14 protein-coding genes and 1 pseudogene are annotated in these 20283 nt (G+C 34.7%); 6 read left to right on the plus strand and 9 right to left on the minus strand.

The window, feature by feature from the left end; genetic code table 11:
- The first annotated feature begins 17 nt into the window (after positions 1-17).
- From pheS to fumC, 3 genes are all read left to right on the plus strand, one after another.
- Positions 18-1061: a phenylalanine--tRNA ligase subunit alpha gene (gene pheS / locus QUS22_RS03845; protein WP_289513677.1), complete on the plus strand. Its 1044-nt coding sequence runs from the start codon at positions 18-20 to the stop codon at positions 1059-1061.
- Positions 1062-2300, plus strand: coding sequence for an NTP transferase domain-containing protein (locus tag QUS22_RS03850; RefSeq protein WP_289513678.1), 1239 nt, complete (start codon positions 1062-1064; stop codon positions 2298-2300).
- A 754-nt stretch (positions 2301-3054) separates the two neighbouring features.
- On the plus strand, positions 3055-4446 hold the full coding sequence (fumC, locus tag QUS22_RS03855; RefSeq protein ID WP_289513679.1) for a class II fumarate hydratase: 1392 nt from the start codon (positions 3055-3057) through the stop codon (positions 4444-4446).
- Here fumC and QUS22_RS03860 read toward each other — a convergent pair.
- From QUS22_RS03860 to QUS22_RS03875, 4 genes are read right to left on the minus strand one after another with little or no spacing between them, the layout of a single operon-like run.
- Positions 4441-4815: a hypothetical protein gene (locus QUS22_RS03860; protein WP_289513680.1), complete on the minus strand. Its 375-nt coding sequence runs from the start codon at positions 4813-4815 to the stop codon at positions 4441-4443. The two genes, fumC and QUS22_RS03860, sit on opposite strands and share 6 nt — an antisense overlap.
- Before the next feature lie 35 nt (positions 4816-4850).
- Positions 4851-5240, minus strand: coding sequence for a cytochrome c-type biogenesis protein (locus QUS22_RS03865; RefSeq protein ID WP_289513681.1), 390 nt, complete (start codon positions 5238-5240; stop codon positions 4851-4853).
- On the minus strand, positions 5224-6282 hold the full coding sequence (locus tag QUS22_RS03870) for a hypothetical protein (protein WP_289513682.1): 1059 nt from the start codon (positions 6280-6282) through the stop codon (positions 5224-5226). Before QUS22_RS03870 ends, QUS22_RS03865 begins: the two co-directional genes overlap by 17 nt.
- 2 nt (positions 6283-6284) lie before the next feature.
- Positions 6285-6644: a ferredoxin family 2Fe-2S iron-sulfur cluster binding protein gene (locus tag QUS22_RS03875; RefSeq protein WP_289513683.1), complete on the minus strand. Its 360-nt coding sequence runs from the start codon at positions 6642-6644 to the stop codon at positions 6285-6287.
- A 119-nt stretch (positions 6645-6763) separates the two neighbouring features.
- On the opposite strand from QUS22_RS03875, the gene murD reads away from it, so the two are divergent.
- From murD to QUS22_RS05655, 3 genes and pseudogenes are all read left to right on the plus strand, one after another.
- Complete coding sequence (gene murD, locus QUS22_RS03880) at positions 6764-8110, plus strand: UDP-N-acetylmuramoyl-L-alanine--D-glutamate ligase (protein ID WP_289513684.1); 1347 nt, start codon at positions 6764-6766, stop codon at positions 8108-8110.
- Positions 8082-8720: a COQ9 family protein gene (locus tag QUS22_RS03885; RefSeq protein WP_289513685.1), complete on the plus strand. Its 639-nt coding sequence runs from the start codon at positions 8082-8084 to the stop codon at positions 8718-8720. Before murD ends, QUS22_RS03885 begins: the two co-directional genes overlap by 29 nt.
- A 96-nt stretch (positions 8721-8816) precedes the next feature.
- A pseudogene (locus QUS22_RS05655) lies at positions 8817-10156 on the plus strand (alpha/beta hydrolase family protein).
- A gap of 2 nt (positions 10157-10158) precedes the next feature.
- Here QUS22_RS05655 and rsmD read toward each other — a convergent pair.
- The 5 genes from rsmD to QUS22_RS03925 all read right to left on the minus strand — a co-directional run bounded on the left by rsmD (position 10159) and on the right by QUS22_RS03925 (position 20261).
- Positions 10159-10707, minus strand: coding sequence for a 16S rRNA (guanine(966)-N(2))-methyltransferase RsmD (gene rsmD / locus QUS22_RS03905; protein ID WP_289513689.1), 549 nt, complete (start codon positions 10705-10707; stop codon positions 10159-10161).
- A gap of 120 nt (positions 10708-10827) precedes the next feature.
- Complete coding sequence (locus tag QUS22_RS03910; protein ID WP_289513690.1) at positions 10828-11499, minus strand: WD_0853 family protein; 672 nt, start codon at positions 11497-11499, stop codon at positions 10828-10830.
- On the minus strand, positions 11450-14665 hold the full coding sequence (locus QUS22_RS03915; protein ID WP_289513691.1) for a TrbL/VirB6 family protein: 3216 nt from the start codon (positions 14663-14665) through the stop codon (positions 11450-11452). Before QUS22_RS03915 ends, QUS22_RS03910 begins: the two co-directional genes overlap by 50 nt.
- 89 nt (positions 14666-14754) lie before the next feature.
- Positions 14755-17871 (minus strand): TrbL/VirB6 family protein, encoded by a 3117-nt coding sequence (locus QUS22_RS03920; protein ID WP_289513692.1) that lies wholly within the window; start codon positions 17869-17871, stop codon positions 14755-14757.
- Positions 17871-20261: a TrbL/VirB6 family protein gene (locus QUS22_RS03925; RefSeq protein ID WP_289513693.1), complete on the minus strand. Its 2391-nt coding sequence runs from the start codon at positions 20259-20261 to the stop codon at positions 17871-17873. The genes QUS22_RS03920 and QUS22_RS03925 overlap by 1 nt, the downstream gene beginning before the upstream one ends.
- Between the last annotated feature and the right edge of the window lie 22 nt (positions 20262-20283).

Consider the following 20283-nt stretch of genomic DNA (forward strand, 5'->3'; position numbering starts at 1 on the left):
AAACTAGCATTTCTAAGATGAGTAAAGAGCTACTAAGGGAAATACCTTCACTTGAGAATAAAGCAGTTTCCGAAATTGAGAGTGCCTCATCTTTGCAAGATTTAGAAAAAGTCAGGTTGTCATACTTGGGAAAAAAGGGGGTAATTAAAGCTTATTTTGACAACTTAAAAAAAATAGAAGATGTAGAAAAAAAGCGTGATTTAGGTGCAGTTGTCAACGTTTTACGTAAGAAGTTAGATCAGCTTATAACGGATAAGGAAAATATACTAAAAGCCGAAGAAGTGAACTTAAAATTGCAAAACGAAGCGGTTGATATCACGTTGCCTGTCAGGCCAGAAAAAATTGGCAAGGTCCATCCATTGAGTAAGGTTATGAATGAAGTAAAGCTCATTTTTGCGCATATGGGTTTCAAAGCGGTTGATGGTCCTGACATTGAAGATGAGTTTCATGTGTTTGATGCACTAAATACTCCAATTCATCATCCTGCACGAGAAGAGCAAGATACCTTCTACTTAAAAAATAAAATAAACGATAAAAGAATGTTGCTACGCACTCATACCTCATCTATACAGATTAGAACTATGGAAAAAGCGAAAACTTTCCCAATTAAAATAGTAGCTGCCGGTAGGGTATACAGAAATGACTTTGATGCAACTCACACTCCTATGTTTCACCAGATAGAGGGATTATATGTCAATGAAAATGTAAATATGGGCCAGTTAAAATTTACTATTCATCACTTCCTTAGTAAGTTTTTTGGAGATAAGGGGTTAAAGGTACGTTTTCGTAATAGTTTTTTCCCTTTTACTGAGCCTTCTGCAGAAGTGGATATAAGTTACAAAAATAGTAGATGGATTGAAGTACTTGGATGCGGTATGGTGCATCCAAACGTCTTTCAAAGTGTTGGCATAGACCATACTAAATACAATGGTTTTGCGTTCGGAATCGGCATAGAAAGGCTTGCTATGCTAAAATACCAAATTAGTGACCTAAGAAGCTTTTATGACAACAAAATCAGCTGGCTTAACCACTATGGTTTCCATTTTTCATCTTTAAGATAAGTGAAAAATAAAGCTTACACATTTATTATACTTGCTGCTGGGCATGGCAAGCGAATGAATTCGGGCTTACCTAAAGTTTTGCACAAAATAGGCAATTTTTCCATGCTTCAGCATGTCATTTACAATGCGAAACAGCTAAATCCTGACAATATAGCTGTTGTAGTTGATTTGCCTTTGATAGAAAGGCTGGAGTGCTTTGAGGATATACAATTAATTACACAGGAATCAACGCTTGGTACAGGAGATGCGGTCAAAACTGCGGTGAGAAACCTGAAAGAGTTGCCAGATACGGACATAGTTGTTGTGCAGTATGGAGATACTCCACTTATAAAAAGCAGCACAATAAATAAAATGGTTAGTTGCTTAGAAGGCAAGGCTTTAGTTTGTCTTGGTTTTCAGACTAGCAATAAGGAATATGGTAGGTTAATTATTGAAGATGGTTCCTTAAGAGAAATCATAGAGGCACAAAATGGTGAAAATAGTGATAAAGAATTTCTTGCTAATGCTGGAATAATGGTTGCTTATGCAAAGAATTTACGCGAATTAGTGGGAAAAATAGAGTGTAATAAGTTAATTCACGAATATTATTTAACTGACATAGTCTCCATTGCAGTGAAGAGTAATTTAAATGTTGGCTACGTTATTACTGAAGAAGAAGAGGCAATTGGTATAAATAATAGAAATGACCTTGCAAAAGCTGAGTTTTACTTTCAAGAAAACAAAAGAAAATTTTTTACCAATATTGGAGTAACGCTTGCTGCTCCAGAAACTGTTTTTTTCTCCCTTGATACACAAATTGGTGTAGATTCAACTATTTATCCATATGTTTTTTTTGGTCCTGGAGTAAAGATAGGATCTGGTGCTAGAGTTGGTCCATTTACCAAATGTGAAGATACAACTATTGGTGATAGTGCAGTTGTGGGAAACTTTGTTGAAGTAAAAGCAAGTTATATAGGTATGGATACTAAAATAAAGCACTTAAGTTATATTGGAAATACTAAAGTAGGGCTGGAAAGTAATATAGGTGCAGGTACTGTTGTTTGCAATTACGACGGAAAGAGGAAACATAAAACAAATATAGGGAGCAATTGTTTTGTTGGCGCCAATAGCTCATTGATTGCGCCGCTTAATGTTCATGATGACTCTGTAATTGCAGCAGGTAGCGTTATAGTGGAAGATGTACCAGAAAGAAGTCTTGCGATAGCAAGAGAAAGACAAGTGATTAAGAAAATAAAGTAGTCCTCTCTACATTAAAGTCACAAAACATTGCGATTTGAAAGCAATTCCAGCCAGGAAGCGGCATCCAAGTAGCTAACTGGCATTAAGATTTTTTTACCCATAGAAACGGAGCTAAAAGCTGAATGAGAAAATTATTTGACAAATTTCGTCAGCCTCATTGTCTTCGCATCAAGGGTATTTCTGACTCAAAACTTGTTTTTAAACTGCAGGTTCAATGACAAAATTCAGTAAAAAGCTCAGGTATTTTTTGGCGGATTACATCAAATTATTGGGGTTGCATGTCTTTTAAATTTTTTCTAAATTCAGCCAAATCGCGCTTAAATTAAGCGTCAGCAAATTATTACAGCGCCAATTTAAAGTATTAGATGGTCAAAATTCGCTACTCGTGGTTTCTTTGCCTTTTTTCTCCATTTAGTAAATTTCATAATATTTATATTAGCTGCAGTTTGAGAGTCCAAGAGAGGTATCACGCGTGACACTGGTTCACTTTCTGATGATGTCATTTCAGTATCAGCTACTTGGATGACGTTGTTTACTATAGCTAAGACGTCATACCGCTGCGGCACTAACGAGTAATGGTATGACGATTTTTTTAATCGTCAGTAAGCCTAAGTCAGTTTAGCTAAATGTAACATCGTACCATGTTACAATATCCATACACTTGACACTGGGACCCAGTGTGATTTAATTAACCAAGTGAACAAATTATGTAGTGAAACTGGATACCAGTTTGCATTAAACCGAAAAGGAAAATATGGATAAAAAAACTAGAATAGAGACAGACAGTTTAGGAGAAGTAAAAGTACCAAACGAACATTATTGGGGGGCACAAACGCAACGTTCTTTGGAAAATTTCAAAATTGGCACGGAAAAAATGCCAGAACCTATGATTGAAGCATTGGCAATAGTGAAACTTGCAGCAGCACGTGTGAATATGAGGCATGGTGATATAGATGAAAAAGTGGGTAATGCGATCTGCACAGCCGCACAGGAGGTAATAGATGGTAAATTCAATGACGAATTTCCGCTCGTTGTGTGGCAAACTGGGTCTGGAACTCAAACTAACATGAACATGAATGAAGTGATCAGTAATCGTGCAATAGAAATTTTGGGCGGCAATTTGGGCAGTAAATCTCCAGTGCACCCAAACGATAATGTGAATTGTGGTCAGTCATCAAATGACACTTTTCCAACAGCAATGCATATAGCAGCAGCAAAATGGATAAATCATTCTCTCATTCCAAATCTTGAAGTGCTATATAATGCCTTGAATGATAAGGTTAGGGAATTTAAAAATATAATAAAAGCAGGACGTACTCATTTGCAAGATGCAACGCCTCTAACACTTGGACAGGAGTTTTCTGGCTATGCAGTTCAGATTAAAAAAGGAATAGAGAGAATAAAATTAACTCTAGGCAATGTGTATGAGCTTGCACAAGGTGGCACTGCAGTCGGTACAGGGTTGAACACTAAACAAGGCTTTGCCGAGAATTTTGCTAAAGAAGTGGTAGAAATCACCAATCTTCCGTTTACCTCAGCGAAAAATAAATTTGAAGCATTAGCAGCAAATGATGCTTTAGTTGAATTGAGTGGTGCACTCAATACAGTAGCAGTTAGTTTGATGAAAATTGCAAACGATATAAGGTTACTTGGTTCTGGCCCGAAGTGCGGAATTGGAGAAATAACATTACCAGAAAATGAGCCCGGCTCTTCAATTATGCCAGGTAAGGTAAACCCAACTCAGTGTGAGGCGTTAACTATGGTGTGCGCTCAAGTTATGGGAAATCATGTTGCTGTGACTATCAGTGGTTCAAATGGTCATTTTGAATTGAATGTGTTTAAGCCAGTAATAATTTACAATGTTTTACAGTCTATAAAACTTTTGGCTGACGCAAGTTTAAATTTTACAGAAAAATGTGTTATCGGTATTAAGGCAAATGAAAAGAGAATAAAAGATCTACTGAATCAGTCATTAATGTTGGTAACTATATTAAATAAGCATATAGGGTATGACAATGCAGCAAAAATAGCGAAACTTGCTTATAAAGAGAATATTACTCTAAAAGAAGCGGCAGTGAAGCTTGAGCTACTTACTGAGAAAGAGTTTGAAGAAATAGTAAAACCAGAAGAAATGGTGAATTTATGAATCTTTAGTTTTATTATTGGTGCTTAAAGCAGCTTCCCTTATCTCTTTTATCCTCTTATCTGCTAGTATTTTCAATTTTTCACCGTATCTGTAATAATTTTGCTTTATAGTACACAGCTCATCCGCTAAGTTATGATCCAATTTAGGGTAATATTCGTAATCACAGTTTTTTTCTATACCCTCAGCGCTTACAGGCGATGTTAAAAGTGGAAATAGAATTAATAGTAAAGTTAGCAGGATCCTTGTACAAATATTGTTTGAGCGGCAGCACGTCCTAGGTGTCATTCCAACGTTATGTGCTGGAATGACAAGAAAGGAGAACTGGGATGATAAGGGATGGTATAAGAAATTTCGTAAGAAGCTTTTCATGTTGAATATTTAATCTCAATTGCGTTATAAATCTATTAATAACAGAAGATATGAGTGTATTTTCGTATCAGAAAACATCCTATCAGCAGAACTGCTAGTGGAATAACCCATAAAATGTAAGTGCTAGATTTTACAGGTGGGATGATTATGATTGAGTTGCCGTAAGAATTTTTTAACTCTGAAATTATTTGTTCATCAGTATATCCATCACCGATTTTTTTACGAATTGCCTTGCGCATATCATATGCAATTTGGGATTCGGATTCAGATAATGACTCGCCAGAACATATTGGGCACTTTATTATTTCAAATAAATTAGTTGCTCGCTTTTCCATACTTTTGTCTCTGAGCTTATCATCCAAAGTAAAAGCTTTTATGCTTGAGTGGAATATTAATATGAAAAGTAAACTAATTACTGTTTTCATTCTTAGTGAGTTGAGTGATTTTATCTAGTTGGCTCATAAAATCAGTAGTAGATAACTTTCCAATAAAACTTGACCCTAAATTATCGTCGTACTTTATTGAAAATTGAATGCAGTCATCAGTTGTTCTTTCTGATAAGGAAGACATTAATTTTTCGAACGCGTCTGAAGCTCTTGAGTGATTTCTCTCACCATTCATAAAAGAGATTAATTCTTTATAATTTGATATTGCTATATTAACCTTATCTTTAAAGGAAGACGTAACTAAATTGTAATTGTTTACTCCACCGTCTGCAGTAAGAGAGAAGTTATTACCCTGAATTAAAAATTTTTCTATGTTGAAATTAACCCTGGAAGCTGAGATATGATTTATAAATTCAAGATCAAATTTTGTGTCGATACTAAGATAACTTTCAGGACTTGCAGTACTCTTATACTTATAAGTATACCAATCAAATCCTAGCTTAGCATTTCCATTCAGCTCTTTATTGAAATGAAATTGAATGTAATTGCTTTTACCATTCACCTCGGTCATAACACTTTGCTGATTTTTTGAATCAGGTAAAACATCACATTTTAATCCATAATCTTCGTAACGAAGTGTATCTACATAGTCTATAATGGTACTATTTCTATTAAATCGCAGCGAAGATGGTGAATCGTTTAGTTTGATGACAAAGTAGTTGTTATTGTTTGTGTGGCATTTTATATTTTCTCTCTCATTACCATAAACAGTAATGCTGATTTCGTTGCTTGGTATGTAGATATATACTGATTTATCAAACAATTTGTTTTTTATCAGTAAAGCCTTAGATGAGATGGTTAATTGCTCATTGGAGAATTTTGGGTTTGTTACGTGGAAAATGAGATTAAAAGGAAACCCGCTAAAGTCATATGAAACATCGAATTTTTCGTCGTTAATGTATAGTATTGCCTCAGCTAAAAGATCTTTTGTCTTACATGCAGAAAAATACCAAAAACCACTATACGCTGCAGGGATAAACAGAAGTAAAGAGGTGATAATATAGATAAAAATCCTACGCATAGCTAATCATTCCCTTGTTTATCCAATGATATATTTCTTGTACCCTTTGGTATTGTTACACATAAGCCATCGATATCTTTTGTGATTTTTATTTGGCATCCAAGCCTTGATGTCTCCGTTAAGCCAAAAGCCAGGTCTAACATATCATTTTCCTCATCAGATATGGGATTATGTGTTTCCACAACGTCATAAAATTTTGGATCAACAATTACATGACATGTAGAACAAGCAAGAGAACCTTCGCATGCGCCTTCAAGCAAATCTGGGTCATGCCTGTGAGCTAAATTAAGCAGAGTTTCTCCCTCTGCAGCTTCATAGCTTTTCTTACTTCCACTAGGTAAAATAAAAGTAACAGATGGCATATTATTTTCCTATTAAAATCTTGTTAATTTCCTTATATCCTACAGGTAATAATTAACACTTGCAAACTCTTTACGTTAAGCCTATTAATAACTTATATAATGTCTTTCTAAAACAAGTGATGCAACTAAACAAGTACAAAAGTCAAAATGTTGCAGTTTTTGGTCTTGGCAAAACTGGCTTGTCCGTTATTAACGCTCTAATAAGCAGTGGTGCAAGAATATATGCGTGGGATGATAATGAAGGGCAAATAGCAAATGCAAAAACAATATGTAAAGAGTGTAATTTTATTCACCCTAAGAAATACAATTGGCATGAGATAGGAACGTTGATTTTAAGCCCTGGAGTACCAATTTCGTATCCAATGCCACATTGGATAGTCAAACTTGCAAGAAGCTTTGACTGCAAAATAAAATCGGATATTGAACTATTCCTTGAAGCTAAAACTGCAAGCCAGAAAGTAATAGGTGTCACTGGGACAAATGGTAAATCAACCACCACATCACTAATAGGGTACATATTAAAATCTGCAGGGAGAAAAGTAGCTATTGGTGGAAATTTAGGTCTTCCTGTTTTGGACCTAAACAGAGATGCAGAAATTTATGTTATCGAATTTTCCTCTTTTCAATTGGAACTAATGAATGAAATTAACGTGGATATTTCAGTATTGCTCAACATTGCACCAGATCACATAGATAGGCACGGAAATATAGAGAATTACATAGCGGTTAAATCAAGATTAGTAGAAGGCAGCAAGGTTGCGGTAATAGGATGTGATAATGAATTTACTGCTGAAATATTTGACAAATTCACTGGAAATAAGATTCCAGTCTTAGCTTCGATATTACCTTTTTTGTCATTCCAGAGCTCCAACACTGGAATCCAACTGGGTCATGTAAGTGATATGAAAATAAACCTAGTATCCAACGCAGAAAACATAGCAGCCGCGTATGCCGTGTGTAAGCTGCTTAAAATAGATAGCAACATTATTATCGATGGAATTAAATCCTTTCCAGGGTTGAAACATAGAAATGAACCACTTGGCAAAATAGAAAATGTCCTTTTTGTCAACGATAGCAAAGCAACCAATGCAAAGTCGAGCGAAAAGGCGATTTTGTCTTATAAAAACATATATTGGATTGTTGGTGGAAAAAGTAAAGAAGGTGGTATAGAGTTACTAAGCAAGCATTTCACAAGAATTAGAAAAGCTTTTCTTATTGGAGAATCAACCGAAGCTTTTGCAAATACTATGGAAAATAAAGTAGATTATATGAAGTGTTGTAATCTAGAAAATGCTCTTAAACTGGCTTTTAGGGAGGCCATAAATAACAAAGAGAAAATAACAATATTACTTTCTCCTGCGTGTGCCTCTTTCGATCAGTGGAAAAGTTTCGAAGAACGTGGTGAAGCTTTTTGTAAGATGTTTGAAAATCTCAGAAATGCATTTACAATCACATGTGCTGTTTAGTATAATGTTCGTGGGACAAGATGAAGTAAAGTTGATAATAGATGAACTAATTAGCGTTATTCCATTTGAAGGAATAAGTGATAAAACCCTATTAAAAGTGTGTACGGACCTTAATCTAGCTAACAGCTTTTGCAAATTTCAGAATGGGATATATAGCGCTTTGGAGTACATAGCAGAGGATTTAAATAGCTCAATGGAAACTGAACTTAGGAATTCTAATTTAGAAGATATGAAAGTGCATGAGCGAGTAAAGTTAGCTGTTCAAATACGCCTCTCAAACTATGCTCAATTGCCAAATTATAGAAAGTTTTTAAAAAATGTTTTATCGTTCTCTGTGTTGCCAAAATATACATATTTTTCTAGTAAACTTTTATACAGAACTGTTAGCGCAATTTGGTATGGCATTCACGATCAATCAACAGATTTTAATTACTATACAAAACGGGTAATATTAGCTGGAGTGTACTTGAGTACACTCCTTTTTTTTATCAATGATTATTCAGAAGGTTTTGCAGATACTCTATTATTTCTTGATAGACGTATTAACAACGTCATGACGTTTAAAAAGCTTAAAACTCATTTAAAAGGAATTATAGGAGATTTCTTGTAAACTTCTTATTATACAAGTTCTTATATTCATGGTTTAAAACCATCTTGGTTTTTTAAATCTTTATGTTAAAATAACTGAATATTCGTTAATTATAAAATGAAAGTTATTTATTATACCAACGACGAGCTAGGCAAAAATGCAAAGCATGTAGTAAACTTTTTTAAAGTAACCTTGGGTGTATCAAGGTTAATACACTTGGTAAAGGTGCACTCAAGAAGTAAGAAAGTATGTTAGTTAAACATTAATTTGACTATCCTTATTTTTCTAGAAATATTAACCCAGGATTCTTTCAAAAAGAATTGAGCAATGAAGAAAGAAAATTACTAGAAGGGTATTATCACTATAGTTATGCTCTGCTATATTATCCGCTGCTTCTACTATGTTGTTATACTTGACGTACCAGAGTCAAAAATCAAAAAAGGTGCTTACAGGGTTAGCTCTTGCATAAGTAGTATTATTAATTTTGGCTGCCATATTTTTCGTTATAGCTTTGTTGTGGATGTCTTTTGACTTTATTAAGGAAAAGTTTGTTGCACATAGAATTAAAAGCTTATTGGAAAATGGAGTCGGCCATGAGTGGGTAAAGCATTACAAAAAAGAACTTATATGTGAAAATCCAATAATAAACGCAGAAGGGTTTGATCAAAAGTCAGAAAAGGGCAAAGACATAGAAGATATTGTAGAGTTCTTTTTAGAGAGAAAGAAGATTGTAGCACTATATAAATTTCTAACAAACGGTGAAAAGTGAGTTCAGGCTGGAATGGCAATGTTAAACAAGTTGCTTAGAGGTGGTATACATCCAAACAATATAATTTTAGATACTAACTCTCTTGAAGGAGGAATTGCAGCAGAAGTTTTAAAAAGATTTGAAGATCAGGAGATTCATTTAACACTAATTTCACAGTAATTCTTATAGTTCACTTAAGGATGCAACTAATAATTTCCCTCACGGGGTAGGAGATTTTTTCACAAGATGGCTTCCTGCAAAGTTCTTGAATTTTTGATTCAGGCGTGGTAAACTGGAATTTAATTCACAAGAGATTATAGAGAATACAAAATGCCCTGTATTAATTGCTGGCAGAAAAGGTGATACTGTGATTCTAAAGGGGTACAGCTTGTTGGTAAACTTGAGATTAATGTACTGACAAAACGTTTAGGGGAAATGTAGTGCTTGCACATGATCCTAAAGTAGATTGTAAGAATAAAAATATTCACTCTGACGATAAGAAGCATTTTTTAGTACATCGTAAGAATAAGGATAATGGTAGTATAACAGAGTACGTAAGTTACGAAAAAGTAAAGAATCAATTTATTGATGAAGCACATAAATATTTGTTAAAACATGGATTTAATGGAAAAGAAAACTACCGTGAAGGTTATGTCTCTAGAAGTTTTACGAAATAGAACTGAGTCCAATCAATGAAAGGTTTATATAAGTTTAAATTGATGGAGAAAGAAAAATTATTTTTGCTATACCGTAAGTGCGTTCCAAGGTTACACTGAAATTTTTATTGCATTCAAAATCTTCGTTTTTTCTAATCTCTAGAATTATTAATGCATCATCACTTAACCAGCCTGAGTGAGCTAATCCGTTTAAAGTTGAGCAAACTAGATTACTATTATAAGGCGGGTCTATAAAAACTATGTCACACTTTGAAATGGGTTGTGGCAACCTATCAGCACTACAACAAATTGGTGTGATATTGCCCGTAATTCCAAAATCTTCTGCTGTTTTTTTAGATAACTGCAAATTGTAATAATCTGAGTCTACTATGAATGCATGTTTAGCGCCACGAGAAAGCGCTTCAAATGAAAAAGAACCACTTCCACAAAATAAATCAAGCACATTTAAGTTATAAACAGGCTTTCTTGAGGAAAGTATATTAAACATTGCCTCTCGGGTAATACTCATGGTTGGCCGTGCGGTTAAATATTTACCTGTGGTTATTTTTCTTCCGCGATATTTCCCTGCAATAATACGTAGCATGCTAAATGCGCTCCAAATCAACTAGTTATTTAATAATATATGGTTAATATCAATATGACTTTAGCAGTTTAACAGGGAGAAGTTACCAGAACTGCTCAAATGAAGAATGCAGACACAAAATTAATCAATCACTTTTTTTGATTTTTCAGGTGTATCGATTGCATGACTAATCTCATCTTGTAAATCATCGTGATCATCTTTATCATCAGAATTTAGCACTTCAACCCTACTTTCTAATTCTAGCTTAATTATAGTATTGATTCTATCTATATCATCAAGGAAACCTTGACATTCTTCATTACTATATTCCTCACCAGAGGCCTTTTTTTCGATAAATAGGTTTTTAAACCCTGCTAGATCAGACTTCTGATCGGTATTTAACACAATATTTCTTTCTATGAAGCTAAGATCTGATAGTAACAGACTAACCTCTAATAGGTCTTCACTTTTAATGTTTGCAAGATTATCAAGATTGTCTAAAACGTAAAACACCTTAAGCTCTTCTTGTGCGATCTCATTGTCTTCTTTTTCAAATTCAAATGATAACCTTCCATCATCTACGAACTTCTCATTAAGAGCTTTATTGAGCTTTGAAAGATTAATATCATCTTGTTTGGCATGATCCAGCAACAGGTCTACTCTTGCTCTACGCGCATTCAAAATATCATCGTAGTCATTTAACTTTATGTTACCGTCTTTACCTTGCTGCAATTTATAATAGCCAAGACCTTTGAAATTTTTTTTACTGGCTTCCATTGCCATTTTCATTCCTATTTTTTTCTCTTGACTCATCCAGTACACCTCTTTTTATTGATTCATTTGACTGATCCTCGCCTTGTTTTGAACCTGGCAAACTGGGTTTTAACAATTCACTTGATTGACCATTACCACCTTCTTCCTTGTGTTTTTCCGGCTTTCTTTTACGCCCGATAGTGTAGTCATGAAGTTTGTCCAAGAATTCTCGCCTATGCGATTTTGCTCTATAGAGTAAGTTATGATTATAGCTATGCTTCCCTATAGAGTCAATGCCATGCTCCCAAGTAAACCTCATAGCATCTTTTATTGTATAGCCTAAATGTGATCCCACATATCCTTTGTAATAATCTAAATATCTACCAATTCTTCTGTGTGTAATATCCTCTTTATCAACTCCTAAAGCCTTATAAATTTTTTCCTCAAGTTTATCGACGTCATTTTTAGGTGATGTTGCAAATTTTGTTGCTTCAATAGTAGCACCTACAAATTTACGTGGCATATCAATAGTGTATTTCAACACACCCCCAACTCGTGGTACTCTGCCCAGTAGATTAGCTGCACCTCCGGCTAATCTATCCGGTAAATGAGTAGCCCAACTGCCTAAAGACTCTAGTTTTCCACCAGCAAAATCTTGCCACTGCTGTTTGAATCCTTCCATTATAGCAACCAAAGGCGATGCTTCATACATTTTAGATATACTGTAAACACTGAATCCACCACCAGCGATACTTGAGCCAATTTGTTGTACAAACTCGCGTAAGGAGAACATCAAAAACGAAAGCAAGAATAATACAAAGATTTCTCCTGCATTGATTAAGTAACCTCTTTGAATGTCTTTCACCCTTTGGTAATCGCTATTTTTTTGGTATTCTTCATTTATCATATAAAAATCCTGTAATTTGCAGCCTGCATTTTGTGTAATTATACCCTGCACTAAAGACCTTATCTCACTTTTTGAGTTTGGTCGAATAATGCCTTTTTTGTGGTCACCTATTATTTTCTCATAATTTTTGCATTTTTCTTCATGTTGTTGAAGCTGACAATAACGCCTTTTTATCTCACCACCTATCTTTTTTTCTATATTGCTGATCAACAATAGGATATCAGCCTTTTCTGACGCATGAGATAAACTGTTTGTTAAACGTACCAGATCCTTTAAATCACAATCTTTATTAACTACTACATCACTTTCTGCTATATAATGGTCTGCTGGATTTTCCTTAGTACCAGGAACTGGGTTAAAGAAAGGATAATCTATATAACGAAAACCTTTTTCAATGTAATCCGGTGGAAGAGGGATATATCCAGCACCACTAGTAAATTTTATTTTACCACTTTCTCTGCTTAGTCTTTCTATACCTTCTATGCTTTTGTCCATGTTCGGTGGGGAAGCTTCTCCGATAGTGTAAGGTACGAAAATTTGCCCTGGAGTCCAACCAAAGTACTGCTCATCAATGATGCAAAATCCGCCAAATACCCATTTTGGAGCACATAATCTTACTTCAAACCACTTATTGTAGCATACAGTGAAGCCTAGCTGTCTATAAAATGTATTCATTATAATTGCAGCCAACAATGATAGCAGGGTAAATATCATGATCGATTGCAAACAGAAACTAATACAAAATTTTATCCAACCTTCAAATAGACTTTTCAGCGGTGAAAATAAAATAGAAATTAGAAACAGTGGCATTATAGCTATAAGAAAAGCTATTCCCACAAAACCTGAAAGGAATATTATGTAGGCATACAAACACAGCAGAAAATATAAGACGATTCCTATTAGGATTGCTGGTATCATAAGAATGCTTGCCCACATCTGGTAATGTAAGAACGCCGCGAATTTTTTCCAAACAGAATAAGCAAAAAACTTATTGAACATGTTTTCTATGAAACTGAATAGTTCATCAGTATTTGAGTTAGGAGCAAAATTAGTAATTATACTTATCAATTGCTCAAGACCTTTGATGAATAAAACAAGAAAATGATCATAGAAAAATTTAAAACTTCCAGGAGATATAAGCACTATTACTAGAGTGATTTTTATCATTCTGATGAGCATATCATGCTTAGTTTCTTTTATTATGCCAAAAAGATAAAGAAGTGATGAAATCACTATAAATAGAACAAGCAAGGAACGAACAAAATTTTGAAAGCTCGTACTCTTTTCAGCTATGTTTTGAAACATAGCTTGTGCAGCTGCAGGATCATCACTGTCAAAGTGCTCTTTGCAGTTTTCATTAATCAATAATGCACATTTTAGATAGTTATAAACATAATCAAAAAATCCGAATTGGTTTGGTTGCTGCACTCCTCCTAGAAATTCAAAGGAATAACCGCCTATATTATTTAAGTAGTATCTATCTAATATTTTTACATATATTTTCCATCCCTTTTCTAGTTTTACAATATTACAATTTCTGTTCTTTAATCTAGTACCATTTCTTTCTAAAGTGAAAAGCCCGCTTTCACCTTCCGCTGTGGAGTTGTAACCTAGATGTACAGTAGGGGATTGAGGATTGCGCATCGACTCCAGACTTTCATTAGGATCTGGTTCCATAATTTTTGCACCATCCTTATCTATAAGGGGCCTTCTAAATAAAAGGTAAGCACCATGACCATTGGTGAACCAACATGGAACACCATGTGATACTGAATTTTCTACATTATCTTCATTAATGCTGTTGCAATTCACACTGCAGCTTGCACTAGAATCACTTGAAAATTTTTGTGTACTAGATTTGTAATCATTACAAACTAGGTGGAAGTCAGGCAAACTATCATCGCCTTGTTTGCCTTCAAATTTGGTTGTATATTTTAGCTGCTCCAGGTCCTGCAAGCTGTAGCTGCCTTTAGATTCCTTCTTGTTATTATTACTCCAAGATGTCCATGCACCACTAACTCGCACTACCAAATTATCTCCATTAGTTTCTAATCCGGTATCCTTCCACTTCACTACCTGGTTAAGGTGAAAACCATTATTAAATTCTCCAGTATCAGGGTCAACAACTTTTCCATCTCCTGGAATAAAAGCATCGTGATCGTCTGGAAAATGAGCGCTTACCGTAATAGGTTCAGGACCAAAATAGTCAGCAGATATACACCTTGGAAAAGGCATATCGTTCTTATCGCAACCTGTTATCAGCGCATAAGCTGCAAGAAGTAGTAACCTAAACCAAAATTTGCCTAAGCGTAACTGCATATCTAAACTTTTTCCAAATACAGAAATAAATTTCTAAAACTTTACTCAAAATATCTTTTTAATTAATTACTCTATGATATCACTTATGCCTAACTCCTCCCTTTTTCTTCTTTATTTCCAGCTTTAGAATCACCTCTTATTGTTTTACCAGAATCCTCTTTAGACTCTCCTTTTCCGTCTGATCGCGCTTTAAGCAATTTATCTTTAACTACTATCTGATCTTTGTCTTTAGATCCCTTTTTTCCCTTTCCGTCTGATTGCTTTGGTGCTTTAGATTGTGTTGAAGGCAGTTTAGCCTCAATTGTTGTTCGACCTTTACTAATTTGTTGCTTGATATTCTGTATCATGCCTTGAGTTTCACTATCAAGACCAGCTGTTGATAGTATAGATTGTGATGCGCTACGGGCAACATTGCTAACACCGCTAGCAATTCCAAAACCAGCACTAAACATTGCTTGTGCCATAGTTTCTGATGCAGAAACAAAAACTTCCATTGCGCTAGCAATAATGAGGTATATAAATGCCTGGATTAGATCTATAGGTAATGCTGCAAAGTGTCCACCAGTTTTCATTCCATCACTTAATGTAACATCAACACTAGTGCCAAGATTGTATCCAAGAGGCAGTATTGATTTCATAAGACAGAGATCATATGACAAGAAATTTATACTAATCAAACATTGATAACATGCAGAGAAATTTGTGAGGTTATATAAAACTGAATACATCAATTGATTTAAAATGGATAAAGATGAGAACAAAATGACTGGCTGCACTGCAACATGAGCTAGCGTTTTTACCCAGTTATCAAACAGGGATTTGGTCTGTTGAAATAGGATAAATACAATAAATAAAGGCGTTAACGACAGTAAAAACGCTACTAGAACAGTAGATATTATATATCTAAGTGTAGCGCTAATAATGCATTTCAAGAACATAAAACTAGCATGAAGTATTATCAAAAAAGCGATAAAACCAAAAGGGCCAGCGAGCATTAATGATAAAAACTTTAACCAAGTTTCTCCTGTCAATAATGCCCCTGCTGTTAAGTCTAAGAATGCAAATTTTTCATCTCCCTCCCTTATATAGCCAGAAAAACTATCGACTAAATAAATGCTACCATCCACGAAAAGTTTGGATAAAGTTGTACCAAAGAGTTCCCAGCTTCTATCACTAAAAGCAAAAGTTATAAATGCTATTTTCAACATTCTTATAACAAAATCAAATTTACTGAGCTGTATTGTTCCAAGCATATAACCAACAACAGTAAATATAACGTATAGAGTAAGCAAAGCTCTTACTCCTTGAAGAAGACCTCTTGCATATCCTTTGTATGAATCTTTAACGCTGTCCGCAATTACTTCTTCTTTTATAAAATTAAATGTCCTGTTTATAATTGATGAAATAAAATTATTAATTTTTCTTTTTACAAATAAGGTTACACTATACTTATTGTTCTCATAATATTTGCCATCTGTGTCTGTAATGTCATCCTTCTTTACGTTACTTACATCGATACCGAAGTATATCTTCTTAGGTTCTCCATCATGAAAGTACTCTCCGTTTATTACATCTAATATGGTGTACTTGTCTTTTTTGTCTCTTACTCCCACTACTTTGAAATCATTAGTTCCTACACCACGCAAATCTTTAGGTGGCTCATTACCTAGATATACATACAGCTTCTCACCATTGATGTATTCACATGATCTAGTTACTTTAACATGGTATCCGCCCCTATTAGCCCAATAGTGACCATAATCTGCGACAGCAAGCATCACACTACTACCAGACATTACATCTTTGTTTACTTCATAATTATGATTTAATCTCAGAGAAAATTTTTCAAAATCATTATAATCTATTTGTGAGCATATATTATTCTCTTTTGCACCTTTATCATTTGGAAGACATTGGGTACCTTTAGCAGTATCTTTCATATCATTACGCTCGCCTTCAGGAACACTTGCATCACCTTGATCGCTTACTTTTGCAACAAGAGCTTCAGCCCAGGAAATATCTTCTACTTCCTTTCCGGTGCTTGATGTAAAATCAATGAGATGCTTGTAATCTCCTTTATTTTTTTCAATCTCTTTAAGCTTATTTTCAACCTCCTTAAGGTAAGAATACATATCACACCTATTTCCTTTATCATACTTGTTATACCTTATAGAAGAGACACAGCTCCAGCTTCCTTGTTTACGCAAACCTGCCTTGTATATACCATTTTCAGTATAGCACACGTTTTGATAGTAACAGTTAAGCTCATAAGAGCTGTATTTCTTTATCTCATCAAGATCGCAATCCTTTCCTTTGCATAGTTGATCCAATCTTATTTTAATAGAGTCATAATCTTTCACATTATTAAAGTCGCAGTTTTTTCCATTGCACAATTTATTCAACCCTATTTTAGCCCGGCGCAAATCTAGTAACGTACCATTTAGCCACGGCTTTTCTGTTTGCTTGTCAATATATTCGACATTAAAATGCACTTTATTATCATATGGGGTGTAGCCGTTACCAACTAGTACTTCACCTTTCTGTACTTCTGTTTTATCCAGAGGTAAAAATTTTATTTTATTCCTCTTTCCATCCTTGCCCTTACAAAAAAATTCTTCTCCTTCTTTCTTGCTAACATTCAGTATTTCACTCACCAGCACTTTTTCATCTCCTTCTTGAGTCTTATAACAATTGTCATCAAAACTAATACCTTTTTCTTTTGGATTGTTGTAATCAATTATCATCTCTCTAGGAACTAAATTGAAGCTCAGCTTATCACCGGGGTTTACTTTAATCCCAGTATCAACATAACGTCTCCTACTATAGAATTCTCTGTTTCCAAAACCTTTACCTTCACATACTTCTTGTTCATCAAGACCAGAATTATTAATTAACTCGCTACTGTAATTTGGTATTGAGCCATCAGCACAAAATACAGCAGGCACAAGTACTTTCCTTGGATTTTTACCCTCTTTAAGAGGGCAAAAATTTATTGACCCACCGAGAGTAAATTTGATTTTTTCACCTTTGCTAATTACTTGTCCAGAATCAACCCAATGAATCTTAACACCTTCGTCAGCTTCACGAACTGGAACATCCACATTAACGCTAGTATTTCTACTCTGCAACCCAGGCTCAACACAATCCATATTACAACCGGTGATTGCTAGATATAGTATCAACAATAGTGATCTTTTACTTATCATTATGAGCCATCTCCTGCAAATGGTTGCTTAGGCAAGGCCCTTTGTGGTATTTGAGGTCTTTGGCTTGGTGCACCTGACTGTTGAGCAGCACCTCTTGCTCGTCTTTGAACACTTTCCTTATCTAATCCTGCTATTCCCATCAAGCTTTGTTGATATTGCTTTCCAGGTTCGCTCATTACATAAACACCAAACAACGAGTCAGATATTGTCGAAGAAGCTTCAACTAAAGCTTTCATAGCGTGGCCCAAGATAACAAAAGACATCATAGCAGCAATATTAGGTGCATACTTGGAAACATACCCATAGAAGATACAAGGTTTAAAGATTTTTAGGTTGATACTAAGTATACACGTAGAGCAGACTTCAAAGTCAAATACTGAATATACTATATAATCCATAGCCTGACTTACTAGCGATATGAAGATTAAAAGAACCACTGGGTGAATTGCAAATCTTGCCAAATTTTTGACCCAACTGTGAAACATTTGCCTAGTGTATGCAAACAGAAGGCAAGTAATAAAGATAGGCGTTAAAGAAAGCAACAACGCGACTATTGCTATGGACGTAATAAAAGAAAATAAGGCGTTAAAAATAGACAATACCACTATTATTAAGCCCCAGGTAACTAGGCAAAAAGATACAATACCTAAAGGGCCAGAAAATATAAGAGATATTATTAATAGTACTGAATGCAGTGATAAGAATCTATTCAATGGCAAATCGAAAAACTCAAAAACATTTGACGTCGTACCTCTGAAATTTGCTATTTCTATCAACTGTTTTGGAGTATTGATAAAAATAGAAAATGCGTTGTTATAAAAAAAGTCCCAGCTATTATCCCGCAACAGCTGGGTAATAATTCCTATCTTTACGCATATAATTAAAAACTCGTATATAGAAGTATGAGTTAAACCAAAAAAGTAATAAAGAGTATACAAGACTATATATAATGTCAGCAGCGATATTATTGTAGATCTGATGGTATTTGCCCTGCTCGATTTTATAAAACTCTCGTAAAGAGACCTTACAGGGCTAGTATCAGAATGGATTGCACTTGGGTCCTTGTAGCTAGAGCCGAAAAACGCAGTTTTTACTTTTTCATCAAAAAAATTATATATCGCACTAAAAGTTTTCGTAGGTGGCTCTTTGGTCGTTAGGCTAATGCTAAACTGACCTTCATTTCCCTTATAATCACAGCCGTGATCTTTTACCCCGTAATATACGGTACCGCTCTTGTCTTTTAATTTTTCTTTTAAGCTTTCCATATATTGAGTATCATGAACTTTGCTAATGTCCACAGATATATCTTCTTGTTTTTCACCAGGCTTATGCTCAGGGAATGTGTCAGAAACACTTATATATAGACTATTTTCTAAGCTAGGGACCCTTGTTACTCTTATGTTGTAACCTCCTTTACCGTTACTATCACCTAACTTGAAAGTTAACTCTGGCATTGGATGGTCATAATATACCTTATGATCACAATTGGTACATATACCGCCTCCTGAAATATGTTCGAAATCCTTATCCTCACCCTTCATACCAACAGTCAGTAGCGGAATATCAGTCTTTATCTGTTTTCCCTTTAAGAGATTACTAATAATTTTAGCATTAACAGACCTGTCGTTAGAACTAATTAAAGCATTGGCAATGGACTGAAATAGCTTATCCTCTATATTGTTATATTCAACATGCACACAATTTTCCATCCTGTTATCAGAAGAAAATTTACATATACGTCCACAGAGTAAATTTAAAATGTGCGTATCTATTTTACTCGCTTTAATATCTGAAAGACTGCTACAGTCTATACTTTCTCCCAGTTTTACAGAGCTAATAATATTCTCAATCTCCTTTTTTTTCTCATCTTGATCTAACTTTGAAAAATTTTGATCCCAGTACTCTTTCCCATTCAACCATTTTGCATCTTTGCTTATTAAATATTTATTAGGACATATTTCACCCTGACATTCATTTTGATTTAAAACATGTGCAAAATATTCTTTCTCTTTATCACTGCACTTTTCATCAATCTTTACATACCTGATTTTTGTCTCATTCTCTTTATTTTTACACACTTTACTTCCAATAACACTAAAGCTTATCAAATCACCTTTTTTAAGCGCAAATGGCAATGTAATAGAATTCCTCCCAGGTTGAACTGTAAAATCCACATGCTGCCCAGGACAAAAACTAACCTTACTAGGCACTATATTAATCCCTGTTACTCTTACCTTATCCGAGATGTGAACACCAGAATCAACCCATTTCTGTTGTGTTGATACTACATCTAACTTTTCGCGTAAGTTTGATAAAGTTTCTGGCTTAATACAGTGATCCCCATAACCAGATAATAAAAAGAGTGTCACTATTAACAAAAACTTACGCATAGCTTACTCAAGCTTTGGCAAC

The organism is Wolbachia pipientis, from assembly GCF_030373985.1.
Classification (GTDB): domain Bacteria; phylum Pseudomonadota; class Alphaproteobacteria; order Rickettsiales; family Anaplasmataceae; genus Wolbachia; species Wolbachia pipientis_D.

What these genes read in the sequence shown, in the direction of transcription:
- pheS (WP_289513677.1), top strand. Translation starts at nt 18, where the DNA reads ATGAGTAAAGAGCTACTAAGGGAAATACCTTCACTTGAGAATAAAGCA.
- fumC (WP_289513679.1), top strand. Translation starts at nt 3,055, where the DNA reads ATGGATAAAAAAACTAGAATAGAGACAGACAGTTTAGGAGAAGTAAAA.
- QUS22_RS03860 (WP_289513680.1), bottom strand. Translation starts at nt 4,815, where the DNA reads ATGAAAAGCTTCTTACGAAATTTCTTATACCATCCCTTATCATCCCAG.
- QUS22_RS03865 (WP_289513681.1), bottom strand. Translation starts at nt 5,240, where the DNA reads ATGAAAACAGTAATTAGTTTACTTTTCATATTAATATTCCACTCAAGC.
- QUS22_RS03870 (WP_289513682.1), bottom strand. Translation starts at nt 6,282, where the DNA reads ATGCGTAGGATTTTTATCTATATTATCACCTCTTTACTTCTGTTTATC.
- QUS22_RS03875 (WP_289513683.1), bottom strand. Translation starts at nt 6,644, where the DNA reads ATGCCATCTGTTACTTTTATTTTACCTAGTGGAAGTAAGAAAAGCTAT.
- murD (WP_289513684.1), top strand. Translation starts at nt 6,764, where the DNA reads ATGCAACTAAACAAGTACAAAAGTCAAAATGTTGCAGTTTTTGGTCTT.
- QUS22_RS03885 (WP_289513685.1), top strand. Translation starts at nt 8,082, where the DNA reads ATGCATTTACAATCACATGTGCTGTTTAGTATAATGTTCGTGGGACAA.
- rsmD (WP_289513689.1), bottom strand. Translation starts at nt 10,707, where the DNA reads ATGCTACGTATTATTGCAGGGAAATATCGCGGAAGAAAAATAACCACA.
- QUS22_RS03910 (WP_289513690.1), bottom strand. Translation starts at nt 11,499, where the DNA reads ATGAGTCAAGAGAAAAAAATAGGAATGAAAATGGCAATGGAAGCCAGT.
- QUS22_RS03915 (WP_289513691.1), bottom strand. Translation starts at nt 14,665, where the DNA reads ATGCAGTTACGCTTAGGCAAATTTTGGTTTAGGTTACTACTTCTTGCA.
- QUS22_RS03920 (WP_289513692.1), bottom strand. Translation starts at nt 17,871, where the DNA reads ATGATAAGTAAAAGATCACTATTGTTGATACTATATCTAGCAATCACC.
- QUS22_RS03925 (WP_289513693.1), bottom strand. Translation starts at nt 20,261, where the DNA reads ATGCGTAAGTTTTTGTTAATAGTGACACTCTTTTTATTATCTGGTTAT.